Annotated in this window: 21 protein-coding genes and 1 tRNA gene; 11 read left to right on the top strand and 11 right to left on the bottom strand. The window is 59.2% G+C overall.

The features are described from left to right. Nucleotides 1-227 precede the first annotated feature (227 nt). The 9 genes from AC788_RS13685 to pilB all read right to left on the bottom strand — a co-directional run bounded on the left by AC788_RS13685 (nt 228) and on the right by pilB (nt 10,206). The gene (locus AC788_RS13685) at nt 228-1,130 is read right to left on the bottom strand and encodes an alpha/beta hydrolase (protein ID WP_049861145.1); all 903 of its coding nucleotides are present in this window, start codon (nt 1,128-1,130) and stop codon (nt 228-230) included. Next, nucleotides 1,130-3,367: a TonB-dependent siderophore receptor gene (locus AC788_RS13690; RefSeq protein WP_049861146.1), complete on the bottom strand. Its 2,238-nt coding sequence runs from the start codon at nt 3,365-3,367 to the stop codon at nt 1,130-1,132. The genes AC788_RS13685 and AC788_RS13690 overlap by 1 nt, the downstream gene beginning before the upstream one ends. A gap of 85 nt (nt 3,368-3,452) precedes the next feature. Continuing rightward, the gene (locus tag AC788_RS13695; RefSeq protein ID WP_049861147.1) at nt 3,453-4,817 is read right to left on the bottom strand and encodes a HAMP domain-containing sensor histidine kinase; all 1,365 of its coding nucleotides are present in this window, start codon (nt 4,815-4,817) and stop codon (nt 3,453-3,455) included. Next, complete coding sequence (locus AC788_RS13700; protein ID WP_330218331.1) at nt 4,817-5,527, bottom strand: response regulator transcription factor; 711 nt, start codon at nt 5,525-5,527, stop codon at nt 4,817-4,819. Before AC788_RS13700 ends, AC788_RS13695 begins: the two co-directional genes overlap by 1 nt. A 58-nt stretch (nt 5,528-5,585) precedes the next feature. Next, nucleotides 5,586-5,789: a DNA gyrase inhibitor YacG gene (gene yacG / locus AC788_RS13705; RefSeq protein ID WP_049861149.1), complete on the bottom strand. Its 204-nt coding sequence runs from the start codon at nt 5,787-5,789 to the stop codon at nt 5,586-5,588. Next, nucleotides 5,786-6,409, bottom strand: a complete 624-nt coding sequence (coaE, locus tag AC788_RS13710) for a dephospho-CoA kinase (protein ID WP_049861150.1) — start codon at nt 6,407-6,409, stop codon at nt 5,786-5,788. The genes yacG and coaE overlap by 4 nt, the downstream gene beginning before the upstream one ends. Then, nucleotides 6,406-7,278, bottom strand: coding sequence for a prepilin peptidase (locus AC788_RS13715; protein ID WP_049861151.1), 873 nt, complete (start codon nt 7,276-7,278; stop codon nt 6,406-6,408). Before AC788_RS13715 ends, coaE begins: the two co-directional genes overlap by 4 nt. A gap of 1 nt (nt 7,279) precedes the next feature. Further along, nucleotides 7,280-8,497, bottom strand: a complete 1,218-nt coding sequence (locus AC788_RS13720) for a type II secretion system F family protein (protein WP_049861152.1) — start codon at nt 8,495-8,497, stop codon at nt 7,280-7,282. Between the two features lie 2 nt (nt 8,498-8,499). Next, on the bottom strand, nt 8,500-10,206 hold the full coding sequence (gene pilB / locus AC788_RS13725; RefSeq protein ID WP_049861153.1) for a type IV-A pilus assembly ATPase PilB: 1,707 nt from the start codon (nt 10,204-10,206) through the stop codon (nt 8,500-8,502). 223 nt (nt 10,207-10,429) lie between these two features. On the opposite strand from pilB, the gene AC788_RS21405 reads away from it, so the two are divergent. From AC788_RS21405 to AC788_RS13740, 5 genes are all read left to right on the top strand, one after another. Then, the gene (locus tag AC788_RS21405) at nt 10,430-10,849 is read left to right on the top strand and encodes a pilin (protein WP_082223673.1); all 420 of its coding nucleotides are present in this window, start codon (nt 10,430-10,432) and stop codon (nt 10,847-10,849) included. Nucleotides 10,850-10,937: 88 nt separating this feature from the next. Beyond that, nucleotides 10,938-11,354 (top strand): prepilin-type N-terminal cleavage/methylation domain-containing protein, encoded by a 417-nt coding sequence (locus AC788_RS22230; RefSeq protein ID WP_082223678.1) that lies wholly within the window; start codon nt 10,938-10,940, stop codon nt 11,352-11,354. 40 nt (nt 11,355-11,394) lie between these two features. Next, a tRNA-Thr gene (locus tag AC788_RS13730) sits at nt 11,395-11,470 on the top strand. A gap of 89 nt (nt 11,471-11,559) precedes the next feature. Continuing rightward, on the top strand, nt 11,560-12,105 hold the full coding sequence (gene yecR, locus AC788_RS13735; RefSeq protein WP_049861154.1) for a YecR family lipoprotein: 546 nt from the start codon (nt 11,560-11,562) through the stop codon (nt 12,103-12,105). Nucleotides 12,106-12,182: 77 nt separating this feature from the next. Next, nucleotides 12,183-12,584 carry a VOC family protein gene (locus AC788_RS13740; RefSeq protein WP_049861155.1) on the top strand — a complete coding sequence of 134 codons (402 nt, stop codon included), beginning with the start codon at nt 12,183-12,185 and terminating at the stop codon, nt 12,582-12,584. Here AC788_RS13740 and AC788_RS13745 read toward each other — a convergent pair. Further along, entirely contained in the window at nt 12,581-13,354 is a 774-nt protein-coding gene (locus AC788_RS13745) for a hypothetical protein (RefSeq protein WP_049861156.1), read from the bottom strand. The two genes, AC788_RS13740 and AC788_RS13745, sit on opposite strands and share 4 nt — an antisense overlap. Before the next feature lie 161 nt (nt 13,355-13,515). Between AC788_RS13745 and AC788_RS13750 the strand changes: the two genes are divergently transcribed. Further along, nucleotides 13,516-13,779, top strand: a complete 264-nt coding sequence (locus AC788_RS13750) for a hypothetical protein (RefSeq protein ID WP_049861157.1) — start codon at nt 13,516-13,518, stop codon at nt 13,777-13,779. 142 nt (nt 13,780-13,921) lie between these two features. Beyond that, a complete protein-coding gene (locus AC788_RS13755; RefSeq protein ID WP_049861158.1) occupies nt 13,922-14,167 on the top strand; it encodes a hypothetical protein in 246 nt (81 codons plus the stop codon). Nucleotides 14,168-14,222: 55 nt separating this feature from the next. On the opposite strand, the gene AC788_RS13760 is transcribed toward AC788_RS13755, so the two are convergent. Continuing rightward, on the bottom strand, nt 14,223-14,402 hold the full coding sequence (locus tag AC788_RS13760; protein ID WP_049861159.1) for a hypothetical protein: 180 nt from the start codon (nt 14,400-14,402) through the stop codon (nt 14,223-14,225). Between the two features lie 123 nt (nt 14,403-14,525). Here AC788_RS13760 and AC788_RS13765 point away from each other — a divergent pair, with 123 nt between their 5' ends. The 4 genes from AC788_RS13765 (at nt 14,526) to AC788_RS13780 (ending at nt 16,998) form a co-directional block, all read left to right on the top strand. Next, nucleotides 14,526-14,744 carry a hypothetical protein gene (locus AC788_RS13765; RefSeq protein ID WP_043192846.1) on the top strand — a complete coding sequence of 73 codons (219 nt, stop codon included), beginning with the start codon at nt 14,526-14,528 and terminating at the stop codon, nt 14,742-14,744. Nucleotides 14,745-15,004: 260 nt separating this feature from the next. Then, nucleotides 15,005-15,604, top strand: a complete 600-nt coding sequence (locus AC788_RS13770; RefSeq protein ID WP_049861160.1) for a LemA family protein — start codon at nt 15,005-15,007, stop codon at nt 15,602-15,604. Then, complete coding sequence (locus AC788_RS13775) at nt 15,601-16,362, top strand: TPM domain-containing protein (RefSeq protein WP_049861161.1); 762 nt, start codon at nt 15,601-15,603, stop codon at nt 16,360-16,362. Before AC788_RS13770 ends, AC788_RS13775 begins: the two co-directional genes overlap by 4 nt. 18 nt (nt 16,363-16,380) lie before the next feature. Further along, entirely contained in the window at nt 16,381-16,998 is a 618-nt protein-coding gene (locus AC788_RS13780) for a TPM domain-containing protein (protein ID WP_049861162.1), read from the top strand. The last annotated feature ends 6 nt before the right edge of the window (nt 16,999-17,004 follow it).

Raw genomic sequence — 17,004 nt, forward strand, 5'->3', positions numbered from 1 at the left:
GGAACCGGCCCACCCCGCGCGCGCGGTTCGCGCCGCGCCTCCGACAGCCCCCACTCCCGGGAGGACGCGGACACTACCCGCGAGGACAGCGCAGTCCCCTGTAGGAGGGATCTCTGCCCGGGAAGGCCCCTCTGCGGTGACTCAGCCAGGCCGCTTGCAACCCGGACGCGGCTTGCGCCCCCTCCCCCGCTAAACGCCCACCCCCCGGCAGAACGGGGCCAAACGCCTCACCCGTACACCCCATTCTCCAATACATATCGCAGCGAGGCAGGCAGCATCGGCCCATGCCCTAGCCCGGGAAATACGTGGTAATCGACGCGCAAACCGGGCACGCCGCGAACACCTTTCAACAACCGCTCCATGGCCACCCCCGGCCCCTGCGTCGAGCGCCCCGGCCCACCCGGCCCAGCTGATTCGGCGTCACCCCGCATCAACGTCAACCCCACCTCGCTCTGGCCGACTCGGTCCGCCAGGCCGTCCAACGGCTCGAGCGCCGCACCGTTTCCCCACCACAGCGAAGGACTGGCCGCGGCGTAATGCTGAAACGCCCCAGGCCGGGTCAGCAGGGCATGCAGCACCAGCAATCCGCCATAGGAATGCCCCCACAACGTTTGCCGTTTCACATCCACCGGTACGGCGTGCTGCACCAGCGGTTTGATTCGCTGCTCCAGCAGGTCGAGAAACTGATCGGCACCGCCGCTGGGCAACCCGGAGGGCGCATCGATCTGCGTGTCGCCGGTCACTTGAGGCGTGTAATCGAAGGTTCGCGCCGGACGGTCGATACGCAGCGGCGTGGTCGAGCCGATGGCGACGATCAGCGGTGCGTCCGCGCCTTCGTTCAAGCGCCGTAGCAGTGTCTGGTCCAATGAACCCACGGCAGCATTGCCATCGAGCAGGTACACCACCGGGTAGCCAGCGGCCGGGGCGGGCTGGTCCGGGCGGCCGATGTACAGCCGGTAATGCCGCTGCCCGTCCGCCGAGTCCAGGGTTCGGGTGGTGAACCCATAGCCAGTGTCGGGCCGTTCCAGCACCGGGGCCACCATGGGCTGCTGCGGGTCCGGACGTGCTTGCGCGGCGCCGTGTGAAATCAGGGCGGCCATTGCCAGTTCGCTGATGATCGTATGCTTCATCAGAACGACGCCGTCAGGCTGGTGTAGAGCGTGCGGCCCGACTCGTTGTAGGTGGCGGCACCCGCGCCTTCGATGTTGTTCACACCCTGGGCATTACCCTCGCGGTACAGGCGCTTGTCGAACAGGTTGTCGATGCCCGCCGTCAGGCTCAGGTGCTGAGTCAGCGCGTAGGTGCCACTGACGCCGACCAGCGCGTAGGGCGACAGCTGATTGTTGGATGTGCCGGTCACTCGTGCACCGTGGTAGTCGTATTTCTTGGGCTTCTGCTTGCCGTACCAGGCCACATTGGCCTGCAGCGACAGCGCTTCGCTGGCCTGCCAGTCGAGCATCGAATTCAGGGTGTACTTGGGCGTCACCGAAAGCACATCACCGGTTTCCTTGTTCAACGAACGCAGCATGTAGGTGAAGTTGTTGGTCCAGTTCAGATCATCCGTTACGGGCAAGGTCAGGTTGCCTTCCAATCCCTCGACCAAGGCCTTGGGCACGTTTTCCCACTGGAAGATGCTGGCGTTGGCAGTCGTCCCGCTGCCACCGATGGCGGTGCCGACCGGGGTCAGGCCCGATTCGATCTTGTTGCGGTAGTCGTTGCGAAAGTAGGTCAGGCCGGCCACCACGCCGTCTTTGCGATATTCCACGCCCAGCTCCTTGTTGACGCTGGTTTCGGCTTCCAGGTCGGCATTGCCCTGCAGGTAGCAACTGGTGGTCTGGCCGTAGCAACCCTGACCGTTGCTGTACAGCAGGTAGTTGGGGTTCAGTTGGTAGAGGTTCGGCGCTTTGTAGGCACGGGCGATGCCGGCCTTCACGGTCACAGTGTCAGTCAGCACCTGGGACAGGTTGAGCGACGGACTCCAGTTGTCGCCGACGATGTCGTGATGGTCCAGGCGCAAGCCGGGGGTCAGCTTGGTGCCGGGGAACAGCTCGATGTTGTCCTCGACGAACAGCGAAGCGATGCGTGCCTCCGAACTACCGCTGCGGTTGCTGCTGGCCAGGCCCGGTATGGCGCCACCGGCCGTGGTGGTCTGCACGTTGGAATTGGGGTCGCCAAGGCTCTGCTCGACCCACTCCGTGCCCAGGGTCAGCATCTGATCGACGCCCCAATGCAGCGGCAGGCTGACCTCGCCGTGGGCAGTCAGGTCGCGCACCACGTTGGTGGTGAAATCAGTGCTGGAAAAGATGCCCTCGGTGCCACCTGCCAGGCCTTCCTTCACGCGTCGATTGCGGGTCTTTTCATACTGCAGATAGGCCAGCGAGGTGCCGAAATCCCAGTCGCCGCGGTGGGTCAGGGCGTAGTTCTCGCGATAGAGAATGTTGGTTTCATGGCCCACCAGGCTGCGCACCGTGGCGTTGCTGTTGGTGTTCTGGGTATCACCGGTGTAGATGTTGCCCTGGCGGCTGTAGCCCGCTTCCAGATCTACAGTCTGCTCGGGGCTGAGCTTCCAGCTCAGCAGCCCGTTGATGTCCTTGTTGCGCACGCCTTCGCGCCCGGCCGGCAGGGTGCCGATCTGGTTGCCGGTGCGCCGCGACTCATGGCCGCTGTTGATGTCCTGATCGTCGGCATCGCTCTTGGCGACATTGCCGAACACGCGGTAGCTCAGCGCATCGGTCAGCGGCCCGTTCAGGCCGAAAGTGACCCGCTTGGTGGCGCCTTCCGCGCTGTGTTGCGAAAAGGATTGGTAGACCGTCGCCGAACCGTGGGTCTGGGTACCCGGCTGCTTGGTGATGATGTTCACCACGCCGCCCGCCGCGCCATTACCATAACGGGCCGCGGCCGGACCCCGAATGACTTCGATACGCTCCACCTGGTCCGCGGGCACCCAGTTGGTGTCACCGCGGCTGTCGCGCTCGCCGCGCCAGCCATAACGCACCGAATTGCGGCTGTTCACCGGTCTGCCGTCGACCAGGATCAAGGTGTTTTCCGGCCCCATGCCGCGAATATCGATCTGCCGGTTGTTGCCGCGCTGGCCGCTGCTGGAGTTGCCGGTCAGGTTGACTCCCGGCATGGTGCGGATGATCTGCGACAGGTCGTTGGCCGGCGGACGCTTGCGAAGGTCTTGCGCCGTGATAATCGACACACCGGGCGCCTGCTTGATCTCTTCTTCGGCCGTGGCCACCACCGAAGACGCTTCCAGCTCCACGGGCTCGGCTGTCGTGTTGTCGGCCAACGCGGTTGCGGGGAGCAGATGGCAAGCGCCCAGAAGTACGGCGAAATAGGGCAGGGGCGGCAGGCGCAGGCGCATCGTTGGATCTCCATGAACTGGCCAGGGTGGCCGGAAGATCGAAGATGATAATAATTGCTAAATGATAGTAAAGCGCATTAACTTTCTAAACACTTGGCGTCTGGCTCGACGAGTCATGGGCCAACAGACGCAGGTTCATGCGCAGACCGTGATCCCCGCGGCTGGCCCACAGCTGGCCGCCCTGCAACTCGATGGCACGGCGAGCGATGCTCAAGCCCAGGCCGAAGCCCTTGCCCGGCGTGCCATCCAGGCGCAAAAACGGCTCGAAGATCCGCTCCAGGTCGGCGACGTCGACACCGGGCCCTTGGTCCTCTACGCACAAATGCCAGAAGAGGCCATCACGGTGGCCATGAAGTGTCACCCAGCCTTGCGCTGGCGAGTGCCGGACCGCATTGCGCAGCAGGTTTTCCAACGCCTGAGCGAGGCTGTTCAGGTGGGCCTGCACCACGCAGTCGTCCGGCACCTCGCAGCGCAAGCGATGGGCCGGCCAGTGGCTCTCGAACTGTACGTCTTGCACCAGCGCCTCCCATACCGAACGTACCCGCACCTCTTCTCGGGGCAGGTCGGGCCGTTCGGTATCGAGCCAGGCCAGATCCAGCGCGTCCTCGACCAGTCGCTGCATCTCGTCGACTTCGCGCGACACGCGCGCCTGCAATTGCCCGTCCGGCGGGCCGCTGTCGCTGGCCACACGCAGACGGGTCAGCGGAGTACGCATCTCGTGGGACAACGTGCGTAACAATTGACGTTGCTGTTGCAGGCTCTGCCGCACACGCTGGGCCATGTGCTCGTAAGCCTGGGCCAGTTCGCCCAGTTCGTCTCGCCGTTGCGCGACCGCACTGCTGGCGACCGGCTCGAGGTCGTCGGCACGCAGCGCGTTGGCGCGTTCGCGCAGTTCATTGAGCGGCACCACCAGATGCCGATAAAGCAACAGCCCCAACAGCAGCGCCAGCGCAGCCGGCATCAGGCCGTGAGTGACGATGTGGGTCCAGGGCGTGAGCCCCTCCGGTAGCAGCCGTTCCGGCAGTTGCAGTACCAAGCGACCTTGTTCGGGATGCCGAGGAAAGGCGATGCTGACATACGGCAGTTCGTCGTCCAGGCGTCGGCTCATGGGCCAGTCGAGCTTGCGCATGAAGGTCAGGTGGCTGGATTCATCGTGGCTCAAGGCGCTGGTGCCCAGGCTTTGCAGTTGCGGACCGATCACCGCTGCCCAGGTTCGCTGATCGGCCATGAACCGTTCGCGCCATCGCTCCACACCGTCTGCGCCTTCGTTCAGCCAGCGCTGTTCGGCCTGCTCGGCATGGGCCGCCAGACCCTGTCGGGTGGCAGGGTCTAGAAAATAACTGCGCCGCTCCACGTGCAGGCCCCAGAACCACACCAGCCACACCAGCAGCAGGCAGAAACCCGTCTGCAGCAAAGCCAGCTTCCACAGCAGCGAATGACGCCGACGCATCACCCTGCGACCACCAGTACGTAACCCTGGCCGCGTACTGCCTGGATCTGCACATGGTCGGCACCGATCTGGCCCAGCTTGCGCCGTATGTTGCACACATGCACATCCAAGCCGCGGTCCAGCCGTGTGTAGCTGCGGTGCAGCACCTGTTGATAGAGGAACGCCTTGCTCAAGGCCTCACCAGCGTGGTCGAGCAGGGTGCACAGCAGCCGGTACTCGGAGCTGGTGAATCCAGCCGGGCGTTGGTGGTAGTGGATGTCCTGAGCATGGCCGTCACGGATCAACCCGGCCATATCGGTTTCAGCGCGGGTCGGCGTGGCGCGGCGGTCCAGGGCCACTCGGCGCAGCAGCGCGTCGATACGCGCATCCAGCTCGGCCAGGCTGAAAGGCTTGGGCAGGTAATCGTCCGCGCCCTGGGTGAAACCGCTGATGCGATCCTGCTCGGCGCCCAGGGCCGACATCAGCATGACCGGCGTACCGTGAGCCTGGCGCAATTGGCTCAAGACCTTCAGCCCGTCGAGGCCGGGCAGCATGATGTCCAGCAGAATCAGGTCGAACGGTTCACGCTGCGCCAGCAGCAAGGCTGCGTCACCGCGTTCGCACACCTGCACCACCAGACCGCGACGTTGCAGGTGCAGGCACAGCTGTTCGCGAAGCTCGGCGTCGTCTTCGACCAGCAGTACGCAAGGGGGGGGTTGATAGTCATTCACAATTGCGCAATTGTTGCATCCCGAAGACTGCATCACAATCGCGCAATGCAACGCTGCTTCAATGACCGCGCGGTGGCAGGTCCTCGCTGAACAGCTCGTCCTCGGCATCCGGACTGACCGGAATCTTGTGTTCCTCGGCCGCCCAGGCGCCCAGGTCGATCAGTTTGCAACGGTCGGAACAGAACGGCCTGTTCACATTCGCTGCCGTCCATTCCACCGGCGCCCCGCAAGTCGGGCAATCAACGGTCAAGGGTTGGCTCATTCTCGGCCTCCACGCAAAGTCAGGTAAAAAGTATGCAGCCGCTCGACTTCCGAGTGCAGCCAGGCCAGATCACGATCGTTGACCAGCACATCGTCCGCCAGCGCCAGCCGCTGCTCGCGGCTGGCCTGGGCTTTGAGAATCGCCTGGACCTGCTCCGGCGTAGTGTGGTCGCGCAGGAGGGTCCGCGCGACCCGCACCGCCTCGGGCGCATCCACCACCAGCAGGCGCTGAGTGATGCGGTATTGGCCGGACTCGACCATCAAGGGTGACACGAACACCGCGTAGGGCGACGTCGCCGATGCCAGCGATTGCGCAATTTCCTCGGCGATCAGTGGGTGCAACAACGCTTCGACCCAGCGCCGCTCCTGCGCATCCTCGAAGATCACCTTGCGCAGCGCTCCGCGATCCAGGCTGCCATCGGCCTGCAACAGCGCCGCGCCATAGCGCTCGACCAGCGCCGCCAACGCCGGACGCCCCGGCTCCACCACCCAGCGCGAGGCCTGGTCGGCGTCCACCACGTGCACGCCCAAATCGGCAAAGCGCTGCGCCGCCGCGCTCTTGCCGCTGGCAATGCCACCGGTCAGACCCAGCACCCACGGTTTATCCACAGCTGTTGTCATCGGAACCCGGCAAACTGCATGTATGAAGTGGTTATTTGATCACCCCACAGCAATGCAATCCACCCCGCGATGGCCAGATAAGGTCCGAACGGGATCGGCGTACTGGTTTGCGCGTTGCGCATCCGCAGCATGATCACCCCCAGCACCGCCCCCACCAGCGACGACAGCAGAATGGTCAGCGGCAGAATCTGCCAGCCACCCCAGGCCCCCAGCATGGCCAGCAACTTGAAATCGCCGTAGCCCATGCCTTCCTTGCCGGTGATCAACTTGAACGCCCAATACACCAGCCACAAGCTCAGATAACCGGCCACCGCGCCCCACAGCGCGTCATACAAGTTCGTGAACAAGCCCTGCCCATTGACGATCAACCCCAGCCACAACAGCGGCAGCACCAGTACATCCGGCAACAACTGGTGATCGGCATCGATCAGACTCATGGCCAGCAGCCCCCAGGTCAGCACCAGAAACGCCGCCGCCTCCCAGCCCAGGCCGAAGTGATACACCACGAACGCACTGAGAATGCCCGTGGCCAACTCGACCAGCGGATAACGCAGACTGATCTTCGCCCGACAACTGGAGCACTTTCCCCGCAGCATCAGGTAGCTCACGACTGGAATGTTCTCCCAGGCGCGGATCTTGTGCGCGCAGTGCGGACACTCGGAGTGGGGGAGCAGGAGGTTATAGGTGGCGCCCGCGGGCTCCGGTGGCAGGCCGAGCATTTCCCGGGACTGCGTGGTCCAGTCGCGGTCGAGCATGATGGGCAGGCGATGGATAAGGACGTTGAGGAAGCTGCCGATGATGAGGCCGAGGAGGAGGGCGCTTGGAAGCGAAATGAATTGTGAGTTGAAGAGCGATTCTGGAAAAGGCATGTTAAACAATGGCACCGAGTTTGAAGATAGGTAGATACATAGCGATGACCAAGCCGCCCACGACCACGCCCAAGACTGTCATGATCATCGGCTCCATCAGGCTCGTGAGACTGTCAACCGCGTTGTCTACCTCAGCCTCGTAGTAAGTTGCCACTTTCTCGAGCATTTCATCAAGCGCACCAGATTCTTCACCGATAGCAGTCATTTGGATCGCCATGCTCGGGAAGATCGCTACAGACCGCATAGAGACGTTGAGCTGCGTGCCGGTCGAGACATCCTGCTTGATGGTGTTCACTGCGTTTTTGAATACCACGTTGCCTGTTGCGCCCGCTACTGAGTCCAGTGCATCTACCAGTGGAACACCAGCCGCGAAGGTAGTAGATAGAGTACGTGCGTACCTGGCAACCGCTGATTTATAGAGTATTCCTCCCACGATAGGTGCTTTTAGCAGCGCCCGGTCAATAGTATCCCGTACTGGCTTGCTTGTTCTGTACACGTGACGGAAAGCGAAGAAAAAAGCGCACAAAAAAACCAGTACGATCAGCCACCATTCTTGTAAAGCATTTGAAAGATCAATAACCATCTGTGTAAACGCAGGGAGCTCGGCGCCAAATCCCGCAAATACAGATTGAAATTGAGGTACTACTTTTATTAATAGAATTCCAGATACGATAAAGGCTACGACAAGTACTGCGGCGGGATAAGTCATCGCTTTCTTGATTTTTGCTTTAAGTGCTTCGGTTTTTTCTTTGTAGGTCGCGATTCTGTCCAGCAACGTCTCAAGTGCACCAGCTTGCTCGCCGGCATCCACTAGATTGCAATACAGTTCATCAAAGTATAAAGGGTGCTTTCGTACCGAGGAAGCCAAGCTGTTGCCAGCGGCGACATCTTGCTTCACGTCTTCTACAAGCCTCCTCATGTTGGGATTATCAACGCCTTCGGCAATGATATCGAAAGATTGGAGTAGGGGGACTCCAGCTTTCATCATCGTAGCTAGCTGTCGCGTGAATAACGCTACAGCAAGTGGTTTGATTTTCTTTCCTTTATTGAAAATAGAGGTGGTTTTCTTCTTTATTTTTACAGGTGTGACTCCTTGCTTCCTTAGGTATGCCTTTGCGAGTGCAGGGCTAAGTGCCGTTAACTCACCTCTGACAAGATTGCCTTTTTTGTCAGTGCCTTCCCACGCAAATGTTGGAGGCTTTGCCGGTTTAATGGCCATAGTTAATCCTTGGTTACTCGGTTGACTTCTTCAAGGCTGGTGACGCCTTGCATGACCTTGATCAAACCAGAGGTTCTGAGATCATTGAAGCCTTCTTTTCGCATTTGCTCGGCAATTTCTATCGCATTAGCCGCAGCCATGATCATACGCTGCAGTTCCTTTGTGTTTTTGACGACTTCATATATTCCCACTCGGCCTCTGTAGCCGCCGTTACACTGGTCGCAGCCTTTGGGTTCGTAAATTTTGAACCGACCGATCTCTTCTTTCGGAAATCCTTCCTCGATTTGAGCTTGAACAGGAATGGATTTTTCTGTCTTACAGACAGGACAAAGCTTTCTAGCTAGACGTTGGGCGATGATCAGGTTTACAGATGTGGCGATGTTGAAGCCAGCAACGCCCATGTTTTGCAGGCGAGTCAACGTTTCTGCTGCACTGTTCGTATGGAGCGTGGAGAGCACCAAATGCCCTGTTTGCGCCGCTTTTATCGCGATTTCTGCCGTTTCTAGATCTCGAATCTCGCCCACCATAATGACATCAGGGTCCTGTCGCAGAAAGGAGCGCAGCGCTTGGGCAAAATCAAGGCCTTGGCGAGGGTTAACGTTGACTTGGTTAACGCCCTCCATATTGATTTCAACCGGATCTTCAGCAGTGGAGATGTTGATATCGACGGTGTTGAGTATATTAAGTCCCGTATAAAGCGAGACCGTTTTGCCCGAGCCGGTAGGACCAGTTACCAGAATCATACCTTGAGGCTGACGGAGTGCCTGGAGATACAATTCCTTTTGAATCGTCTCGTAGCCAAGCGCATCGATACCCATTTGCGCGCTGGACGGATCCAAGATCCGCATTACGATTTTTTCACCCCATAGCGTCGGTAGTGTATTGACTCGAAAATCTATCGTTTTGAGCTTGGATATCCTCATTTTAATGCGGCCGTCTTGAGGCTTTCTCCGCTCTGAAATATCAAGGCTTGCCATGACCTTGAGTCGTGCAGCAATTCTACCTGCAAGATTGATTGGCGGACGAGCAACCTCTTTAAGCATGCCATCAGTGCGGATTCTAACTCTGTAGATTTTCTCGTACGGTTCGAAGTGCAGGTCCGAGGAACCGCCTCGGATAGCGTCAAGGAGCATCTTGTTAACGAATCTTACGACGGGTGCATCATCCGCATCTTGCCCTTGCCCAACTATGTTATCTTCTCTGTCCACGCCATCGGCTGTAATATCGACACCATCAAGGTCAATATCAGCCATCTCTTCCAGGCCGGTATGCCCGTTTTCAAAGTATCGCTCGATTGCGTCAGATAGCTTGTCATCCTCTACCAGAATTGACTCTGTAGTTAATCCTGTGCTGAACTGAATATCGGTTATGGCTTGATGGTTCGTTGGATCAGCTAGAGCAACAAATAGTTTATTTCCGCGGCGCCAAAGGGGTAGCGCATGATGCTGACGTATAAGTTTTTCACTGACAATATTTCTAGGCTGATGTTCTTTGTCGATCGCAGATAGGTCGAATAGAGGACTGCCAAATTGATCGGCAGCTATTTCTGCGACAGCTTTGCTACTGGCGAGTTTTGCCTGCACAAGATAGTGGACCAGTGACAACTTGCTTTTTTGGGCTTGATGTACTGCCTGCTGAGCCGCTTTTTCTGTTAGCAGTTCCGCTACCACCAACTGTTTGGCAAGGCCAGTAAGGGCCAAATCGTTCATCTCAGCACCGATCCTTTCAAATTTACGTGGTTATAGCGCACAAGCACCAGTTAAGCCAAGCTCGGTTAATCGTGGTGACAAAATGCGTCACTTTGTGTCCTGCTTGCGGTTTCAATGCTATGTTCTAGCTGAGGACTAGCCTTCCTGTGTGCATTGGCTCGTTGGCACGGCTCGTGCTTGGGCTTCTGTAACGACGAATACCCGTCATTTTCGGAGATGTGCAATGAGCTCGCAAAAAGGCTTTACGCTGATTGAATTGATGATCGTAGTGGCAATTATTGGTATCCTGGCAGCTATCGCGCTTCCTGCTTATCAAACTTATACCGGTAAGTCGCAAGTCACTGCTGCTTTGGCCGAAGTGACTCCTGGAAAAACTCAAGCTGAAGCGAAGCTGAACGAAGGACTTACCGCCGAGATCACTACTGCAGCGGATGTTGGTCTTACGACATCCGCTCGCTGCACGGCATATGCTGTATCGGTCAAAACTACCGGTGAAGCATCTATCGCCTGCACCATGGCAGGTAATCCTGACATCGCCGGAAAAGCTTTGACTCTTGCACGTACCACTGCCGGTGTTTGGAGCTGTACCACAGCGGCGCTTGCCAAATACGCGCCTGCCGGCTGCACCGGTGCTGCAAAGTAATGACTTTGCGATAGTTTTTGAGGGTGGTGGATCCTGTTCACCCCCTGTTTTTTTGCAGTTTTTGCGGTTGCGCCGAAGAGTGATCAGCATGATACGCTCACGAAACCATGGATTCACGCTCATTGAAGTGATGGTCGCCATCGCAATCGTTGGTATTTTATCTTTCTTAGCGGTCTATATGTTTCAGACGTACTCTAGCAAAGCAAAAGTATCGGCTGGTGTAAGCGAGCTCAAGAGTTTATCTATACGGTACGACGCTCTACATGTTGGTGGGAATGGTAATCCCAGTCTTGCCGATCTCGAAGTTAATGACTCGAATCGATGCAAGTTTTCAATGAAATCAGCTCTTGCCGATGAAGTGAGCATTGCATGCGAGCTTGTCAGCGTATCTGGCTCAATAGTCGGTGGTATTTTGACTTACTCAAGGTCTGCAGATGGCCGTTGGAAGTGCAGCGCTAACGCGGTACTTGCGTCTGATGTTCTCCCTATGGGTTGCAAGCTATAGGATTATCATTGTGCAGAAAAAAAGCTAAAATGATTACATGGCCGGTGTAGCTCAGTCGGTAGAGCAGCGCACTCGTAACGCGAAGGTCGTAGGTTCGATTCCTATCTCCGGCACCATCTGAAATCACCTGTGTCAGCTTCAGATTTTCAGACCCAGCAAGCCTGATGTAGCACCGCTGCTCAAGAACTCAGAATACGGATATCACATGCCTCTCCTAAACTTCAGCCGCCGAACAGCGGCTTTCGTGTTTTTGGCGACCCTTGCAGGCTGCGCCACGCACAAGGACTTCCAAGCCACAGGCGGAAGTCGCGCAGATGGCGTCATTGACGTTGCGTACGAATTCAGTAGCTTCGAAACCCCCGTGGTCGATCAGCAGCAGGCGTATGCCATCGCCCGCTCCAAGTGTTCTTTATGGGGTTATGTCGACGCAGAGCCTTTTGGTGGAACAAACCAGGAATGCACGCTCAGACGCGGTTACGGCGACTGTTCCGCATGGCGTGTATCGAAGAAATATCAATGCCTTGGCAACCTCGGCAGCGTATCTGCGCCACCCAACTACCTTGGCCCAAGCCAAGCTCCTGTTGCCGTCCCTGCGCGACAGACGACAGCACCCTACCAAGCCGCGCCCAGTACCGCGCCTGCGCCCTTATCCTCCTCTGAATATCGCGAACGGCAGATCGATTTGCTGATGCAGCAGAACTTGCCTTACGACGAGTATCAAAAGAGATATCAGACGATCATGGCGCAGTAGCGAATCGGAGGCAGGGCAGAAGCTGTCCAGCTCGGTTGCTCTCACGCATAGCCCACACTACATGCCCAGGAGCCCCCATGTTCAGCCACATCCAAATCGGCGCCCGCGATCTCCCAAAAATGCTCGCCTTCTACGACTGCGTCCTCCAAACCCTGGGCCTCATCCGCATCCCCGAGGAAGACGACGGCGGTCCAGCCGGCGCCGGTTGGCAGCGGCCGGGCAAGCCCTGGCCTCAGGTCTACGTCCAGCTCCCGTTCAACGGCCTGCCAGCCACGTGGGGCAACGGCATGCAGGTGAGTTTTGCGGCGCAGTCGCAGCAGCAGGTGCGGGACGCGTGGCAGGCGGCGTTGGATAACGGCGGCACGGACGAGGGCGTGCCGGGTTTGCGGCCGCAGTATGCGCAGGACTATTTCGGGGCCTATTGTCGGGATCCCGAGGGCAACAAGTTATGTTTCGTGCACACCTCTGATATGGCTTAGGCCGCTTTCCGGCGCAGGTTGGCCAGTCGCGCGACGACGGCCGTGATTACTACGGCCAGGACCACGCCCGTCGCCACGGCGTGCAGTATGCCCAGTTGCGTCGCCATCCCCTGCAGGCTGAGGTAGAAGCCGATCACGCCGACGGCGCCAATGGCGTTGCCGCGCACGATGGCGGCGAGTTCCTGGCGTCCGCCCTGGACGTGGGCGAACACGGCCAATGGCCACGCGATGATGGGGATGGGTGCCAGGTAGCCACTGACGACGGGGCCTAGCCACTGTGCGCCGGCGGTGATCAGCAGGAGCAGCAGGGTGGCGGTGAGCATCCGCATCGGGATGATCCAGCTGGGCAGCGGCACCGGTTTAGCCGGCCGCTCGCCGGTTCTTGAGGTGGCCATGATCAGTACGACGATCAGGCACAGGGTGACTGCGATGGACGCCGGGAGTGAGCCCAGCCAGTTCATGAGCAAGGCGGCGACCACGTAGAAGGCCAGCGCTGCCACGCAGCCGAGGAATGCCGAAAGGCGCCGGGTCACGGTGAGGTAGAACAGGTAGGTGGCCTGAATCGCCGCAACGCCCGCCAGCGCACCCGGTACTGCCATCGCTACGAATCCAGGGCCTTGTTCAAGGCTCAGAAACAGCATCACCACGGCCGAGGTCACCGGAAGCCCCGACAGCAATCCGCCGACATGGGTGCCCCAGCGTTTGGCGGCGATGGAGATCGAGAGCATGAGCAGCGGGGTGATGAGCAGCTTGAGGTAGAAGACGGTCATGAGCGTGCGTCGTTGTTTTTGGTTCGTACGTTTTACAGGATTCGATAGCCCGGTGTGTGAGCGCTCATCTGTCTGGCGCACTCTGGCGCGGTTTGTGGGCATCTACTACCGTTAGAGTCGATGGAGTCAGTGGCTCCGGCCGTTCAAACAGGAGTGTTGCCATGGGTAAGTGGGTCCCTTCAATCGCTACCGCTTTGCTGCTGATCTGTGCCGTGGCGCCTGCCACGCAGGCTGAAGATGAACTGGACAAGGGCATTCGTCACGACAATCGTGAACTCGACAAAGGTGTCGAGCACGATGCCAAGGAAATCGACAAGGGCGTCAAACACGACGCCGCCGAGGTCGATAAAGGTCTTAAGCACGACGATGATGAGCGGCACAAGGCTGACAAACACCTCGACAAGGAGGCGAAAAAGCATTTGTGACGGTGGGCTGTGACGTGATCGGCAGACGCAATGGAGGGGAGCACTCCCACAATGGCGATTGTTCGCTTCGACCTGTATCGTTTTCACCGCGTCTGTCGACCGCACATGCGCCCGCATTACATTTTGGGCAAGGAAGCCAACCGTGAAGTACCTTCTTGTCATTCTCGCCAGTTACGCGTCGGTCTATCTGTGCGTCTCGCCGCTGCTCGATGCGCGGGTGCAGGACATTATCGAAGGTCTGGAGATGCGCCGCCGAGCGGCTGACATCGAGGTCTACATCGAGCAGGTAATCGACTCGTTGAATCGCACCAAGCTGGAGTACGCCTTGTTCGGCGGTACGCTGCTCGCCGGGTTGATCTGCGCCGGGGTCTGGTTGCTTAGCCGTTAGGCGCAGCTGCGGGGCCTGACGTGCAAATCAGCTGGGTTCTGCACGCCACCCGTAGTCACTCGTTGCCTTGGTCCTTTTCGCTGAACTCCACCGCCAGGGCGGCGGCCTCTTCGTCGTTGGTGCGGATGTGCAGCTCGCCCTCGGCGTCCTGTACTTGAAACACCAGGTCCATGCCTTGTGCACGGTATTGCTCGGGGACGTCATCGCCTTCGAGTTTCTTCACTGAAATGGTCATGGTTTTCCTCCCAAAGAAACTGTGACCCGTGCCTGTGGGTAACGTGCGGTCAAAAGTTATGCACAGGAACTTACCTCGCCTGCAAAGCCTCGAATCGTTACCTAACATCAGAGGCTTCCTACCATGACCACACGCGATGAAATCCAGCCAAAAGCTCCGACCCTCGACGCGAGCGGCAAGCCCGTGAACGTGGTCGAGCGCGATATCGAGAACGAAACCCCGGCGACCGAAGGCGTCGACAAGGTCATCACGCCCACCTCCATCAAGGAGAAAGAGCAGGACGCCGAGACCTTGCAGCGCAAGACCGCCGAGATCGAACGCAAGATCGCAGACGGTCGTTGATGTCGTGAAAAAGGAGAAAAGTGCAGCTAACTGTCCGTTCACATCCGTTTCACGCGGTGTTCACATTCTCGGGCGTAATGTTGACCTTGCTCCTTCTTCAAGCCCGCTTTCCTCCCCGTCGGCGGGCTTTTCTTTGCCTGCGATTTGGCGTTTCGCCCATCCAGGCCTGCTAACCTCTCTTATTCAAGCGTCGACCCGAACCGGATGTCGGCGCGTTGCAGCGCCTTGTTGCGCTGCCTTCCAAGGAGCTTGACCCCGCCATGACCATTTCTCTGCGCACACGGCTGCTGACCGTGTTGATGTTCACCACGCTGCTCAGTGGCTGCGGCATCAATAACATTCCGCAATATGACGAACAGGTGAAATCGGCCTGGGCTCAGGTGGAGAACCAGTACCAGCGTCGTGCCGACCTGATTCCCAATCTGGTGGAAACGGTGAAGGGTTACGCCAAGCAGGAACAGGACACCCTGACCCGGGTCATCGAGGCGCGGGCCAAGGCCACTTCGATCCAGGTCGACGCCAATACCCTGGACGATCCGGCCAAGCTGCAGCAGTTCGACCAGGCTCAGCAGCAACTCAGCGGCGCCCTGAGCCGGTTGATGGTGACGGTCGAGCGCTATCCTGACCTGAAATCGAACCAGAACTTCCTGGCCTTGCAGTCGCAGCTTGAAGGGACCGAAAACCGCATCGCGGTGGCACGTCGTGACTTCATCGCCTCGGTCGAGAAGTACAACACCGAGATCCGCACCTTCCCCGGCAAGCTGTGGCAGATGACCATGTACCGTGACCAGAAGGTTCGCGAGAACTTCAAGGCCACGGCACCCAATGCCGAGCAAGCGCCGAGCGTGAAGTTCCAATGAAGCCATGGCGGTGCCTGCCGCTGCTGATGCTGCTGTGGGTCGCCACCGCCGGAGCGCTGGAGTTTCCAGCGCTCAGCGGCCGGGTGGTGGATCAGGCGGGCCTGCTCGACGGGCAGACCCGCAGTCAGCTCAGCCAGATGCTCGAAGCACACGAGCAGGCGACCTCCGAGCAGGTCGTGGTGGTGACCGTACCGGATCTGCAAGGCACGGATATCGCCGACTACGGCTATCAACTCGGACGCGCCTGGGGCATCGGGCAGAAGGGCAAGGATAACGGCGCCCTGCTGATCGTGGCCAAGGCCGAGCGCAAGGTGCGCATCGAAGTGGGCTACGGTCTGGAAGGGCAGCTCACCGACGCGCAGTCCTCCATCATCATCAATAACGTGATCGTGCCGTCGTTCCGCCAGGGCGATTTCGCCGGTGGCATTCGTGCTGGCGCGGCCGCCATGTTGCAGGTGCTGGGCGGTGATCCACTGGCCGAGCCTCAGCGCAGCAATGCGCAGGCTGAAGGTCGGGAACAGCAGCGCTTGCCGTGGCCGGCGTTTCTCATCTTGATCATCATCGTGATCGTGATGATCCGTGGTGGGGGAGGCGGACGTGGCGGCCGAGGCGGTGGTGGCGGTTCGGTACTCACCGGTGCGGTGCTGGGCAGTGTGCTCGGCGGCGGCCGTGGCGGCGGTGGTTTCGGCGGCGGCGGTGGCGGTTTTGGTGGCGGTGGCGGCGGCTTCGGCGGCGGGGGTGCATCGGGTGGCTGGTAAATCGAGCAGGTACGCAGCATGACATTACTGGACGAAAGCGCGCAGAAGCGCGTTGCCATGGCGATTGCCGAGGCGGAACTGCACACCGACGCCGAACTGGTCACAGTGCTCGCACCGCAATCCGACGACTACACCTACATTCCGCTGCTGTGGGCGGGGCTGATCGCGTTGTTGGTGCCGGGCCTGATCAACTATTACCCCGGTTGGCTGAATGCCCATCAGTTGTTGCTGGTGCAGTGGGCGACCTTCATCGTGATGGGGCTGCTGTTCCGCATTCCTGCATTGACCACGGCATTGGTGCCGCGTCGTGTGCGTCACTGGCGGGCGGCCAACATGGCCCGTCGGCAGTTCCTGGAGCGCAAGTTGCACCACACCCAAGGCGCGACGGGAATGTTGATCTTCGTTTCGGAGGCGGAACGGTACGTGGAAATCCTGGTGGACGAGGGGATTTCCAGCCGAATTGGCGATGACACCTGGAACGCGATCGTCGAGGCGTTTACCGCGCGGGTCAAGCGGGGTGAAACGATGGAAGGATTCGTGGGTTGTATCCAGGCGTGCGGTGAGGTATTACGTCAACACGTACCTGTAACCCATCCTCGCAACGAGTTGCCTGATCGGTTGGTCGTGCTGGGCTGACCGCTC

Origin of the sequence: Pseudomonas sp. RIT-PI-a (assembly GCF_001187875.1) — a bacterium.
Lineage (GTDB): Bacteria > Pseudomonadota > Gammaproteobacteria > Pseudomonadales > Pseudomonadaceae > Aquipseudomonas > Aquipseudomonas coleopterorum.

Coding starts and splice junctions, on each gene's coding strand:
- AC788_RS13685 (WP_049861145.1), bottom strand. CDS start 1,130: ATGAAGCATACGATCATCAGCGAACTGGCAATGGCCGCCCTGATTTCA.
- AC788_RS13690 (WP_049861146.1), bottom strand. CDS start 3,367: ATGCGCCTGCGCCTGCCGCCCCTGCCCTATTTCGCCGTACTTCTGGGC.
- AC788_RS13695 (WP_049861147.1), bottom strand. CDS start 4,817: ATGCGTCGGCGTCATTCGCTGCTGTGGAAGCTGGCTTTGCTGCAGACG.
- yacG (WP_049861149.1), bottom strand. CDS start 5,789: ATGAGCCAACCCTTGACCGTTGATTGCCCGACTTGCGGGGCGCCGGTG.
- coaE (WP_049861150.1), bottom strand. CDS start 6,409: ATGACAACAGCTGTGGATAAACCGTGGGTGCTGGGTCTGACCGGTGGC.
- AC788_RS13715 (WP_049861151.1), bottom strand. CDS start 7,278: ATGCCTTTTCCAGAATCGCTCTTCAACTCACAATTCATTTCGCTTCCA.
- AC788_RS13720 (WP_049861152.1), bottom strand. CDS start 8,497: ATGGCCATTAAACCGGCAAAGCCTCCAACATTTGCGTGGGAAGGCACT.
- pilB (WP_049861153.1), bottom strand. CDS start 10,206: ATGAACGATTTGGCCCTTACTGGCCTTGCCAAACAGTTGGTGGTAGCG.
- AC788_RS21405 (WP_082223673.1), top strand. CDS start 10,430: ATGAGCTCGCAAAAAGGCTTTACGCTGATTGAATTGATGATCGTAGTG.
- AC788_RS22230 (WP_082223678.1), top strand. CDS start 10,938: ATGATACGCTCACGAAACCATGGATTCACGCTCATTGAAGTGATGGTC.
- yecR (WP_049861154.1), top strand. CDS start 11,560: ATGCCTCTCCTAAACTTCAGCCGCCGAACAGCGGCTTTCGTGTTTTTG.
- AC788_RS13740 (WP_049861155.1), top strand. CDS start 12,183: ATGTTCAGCCACATCCAAATCGGCGCCCGCGATCTCCCAAAAATGCTC.
- AC788_RS13745 (WP_049861156.1), bottom strand. CDS start 13,354: ATGACCGTCTTCTACCTCAAGCTGCTCATCACCCCGCTGCTCATGCTC.
- AC788_RS13750 (WP_049861157.1), top strand. CDS start 13,516: ATGGGTAAGTGGGTCCCTTCAATCGCTACCGCTTTGCTGCTGATCTGT.
- AC788_RS13760 (WP_049861159.1), bottom strand. CDS start 14,402: ATGACCATTTCAGTGAAGAAACTCGAAGGCGATGACGTCCCCGAGCAA.
- AC788_RS13765 (WP_043192846.1), top strand. CDS start 14,526: ATGACCACACGCGATGAAATCCAGCCAAAAGCTCCGACCCTCGACGCG.
- AC788_RS13770 (WP_049861160.1), top strand. CDS start 15,005: ATGACCATTTCTCTGCGCACACGGCTGCTGACCGTGTTGATGTTCACC.
- AC788_RS13775 (WP_049861161.1), top strand. CDS start 15,601: ATGAAGCCATGGCGGTGCCTGCCGCTGCTGATGCTGCTGTGGGTCGCC.
- AC788_RS13780 (WP_049861162.1), top strand. CDS start 16,381: ATGACATTACTGGACGAAAGCGCGCAGAAGCGCGTTGCCATGGCGATT.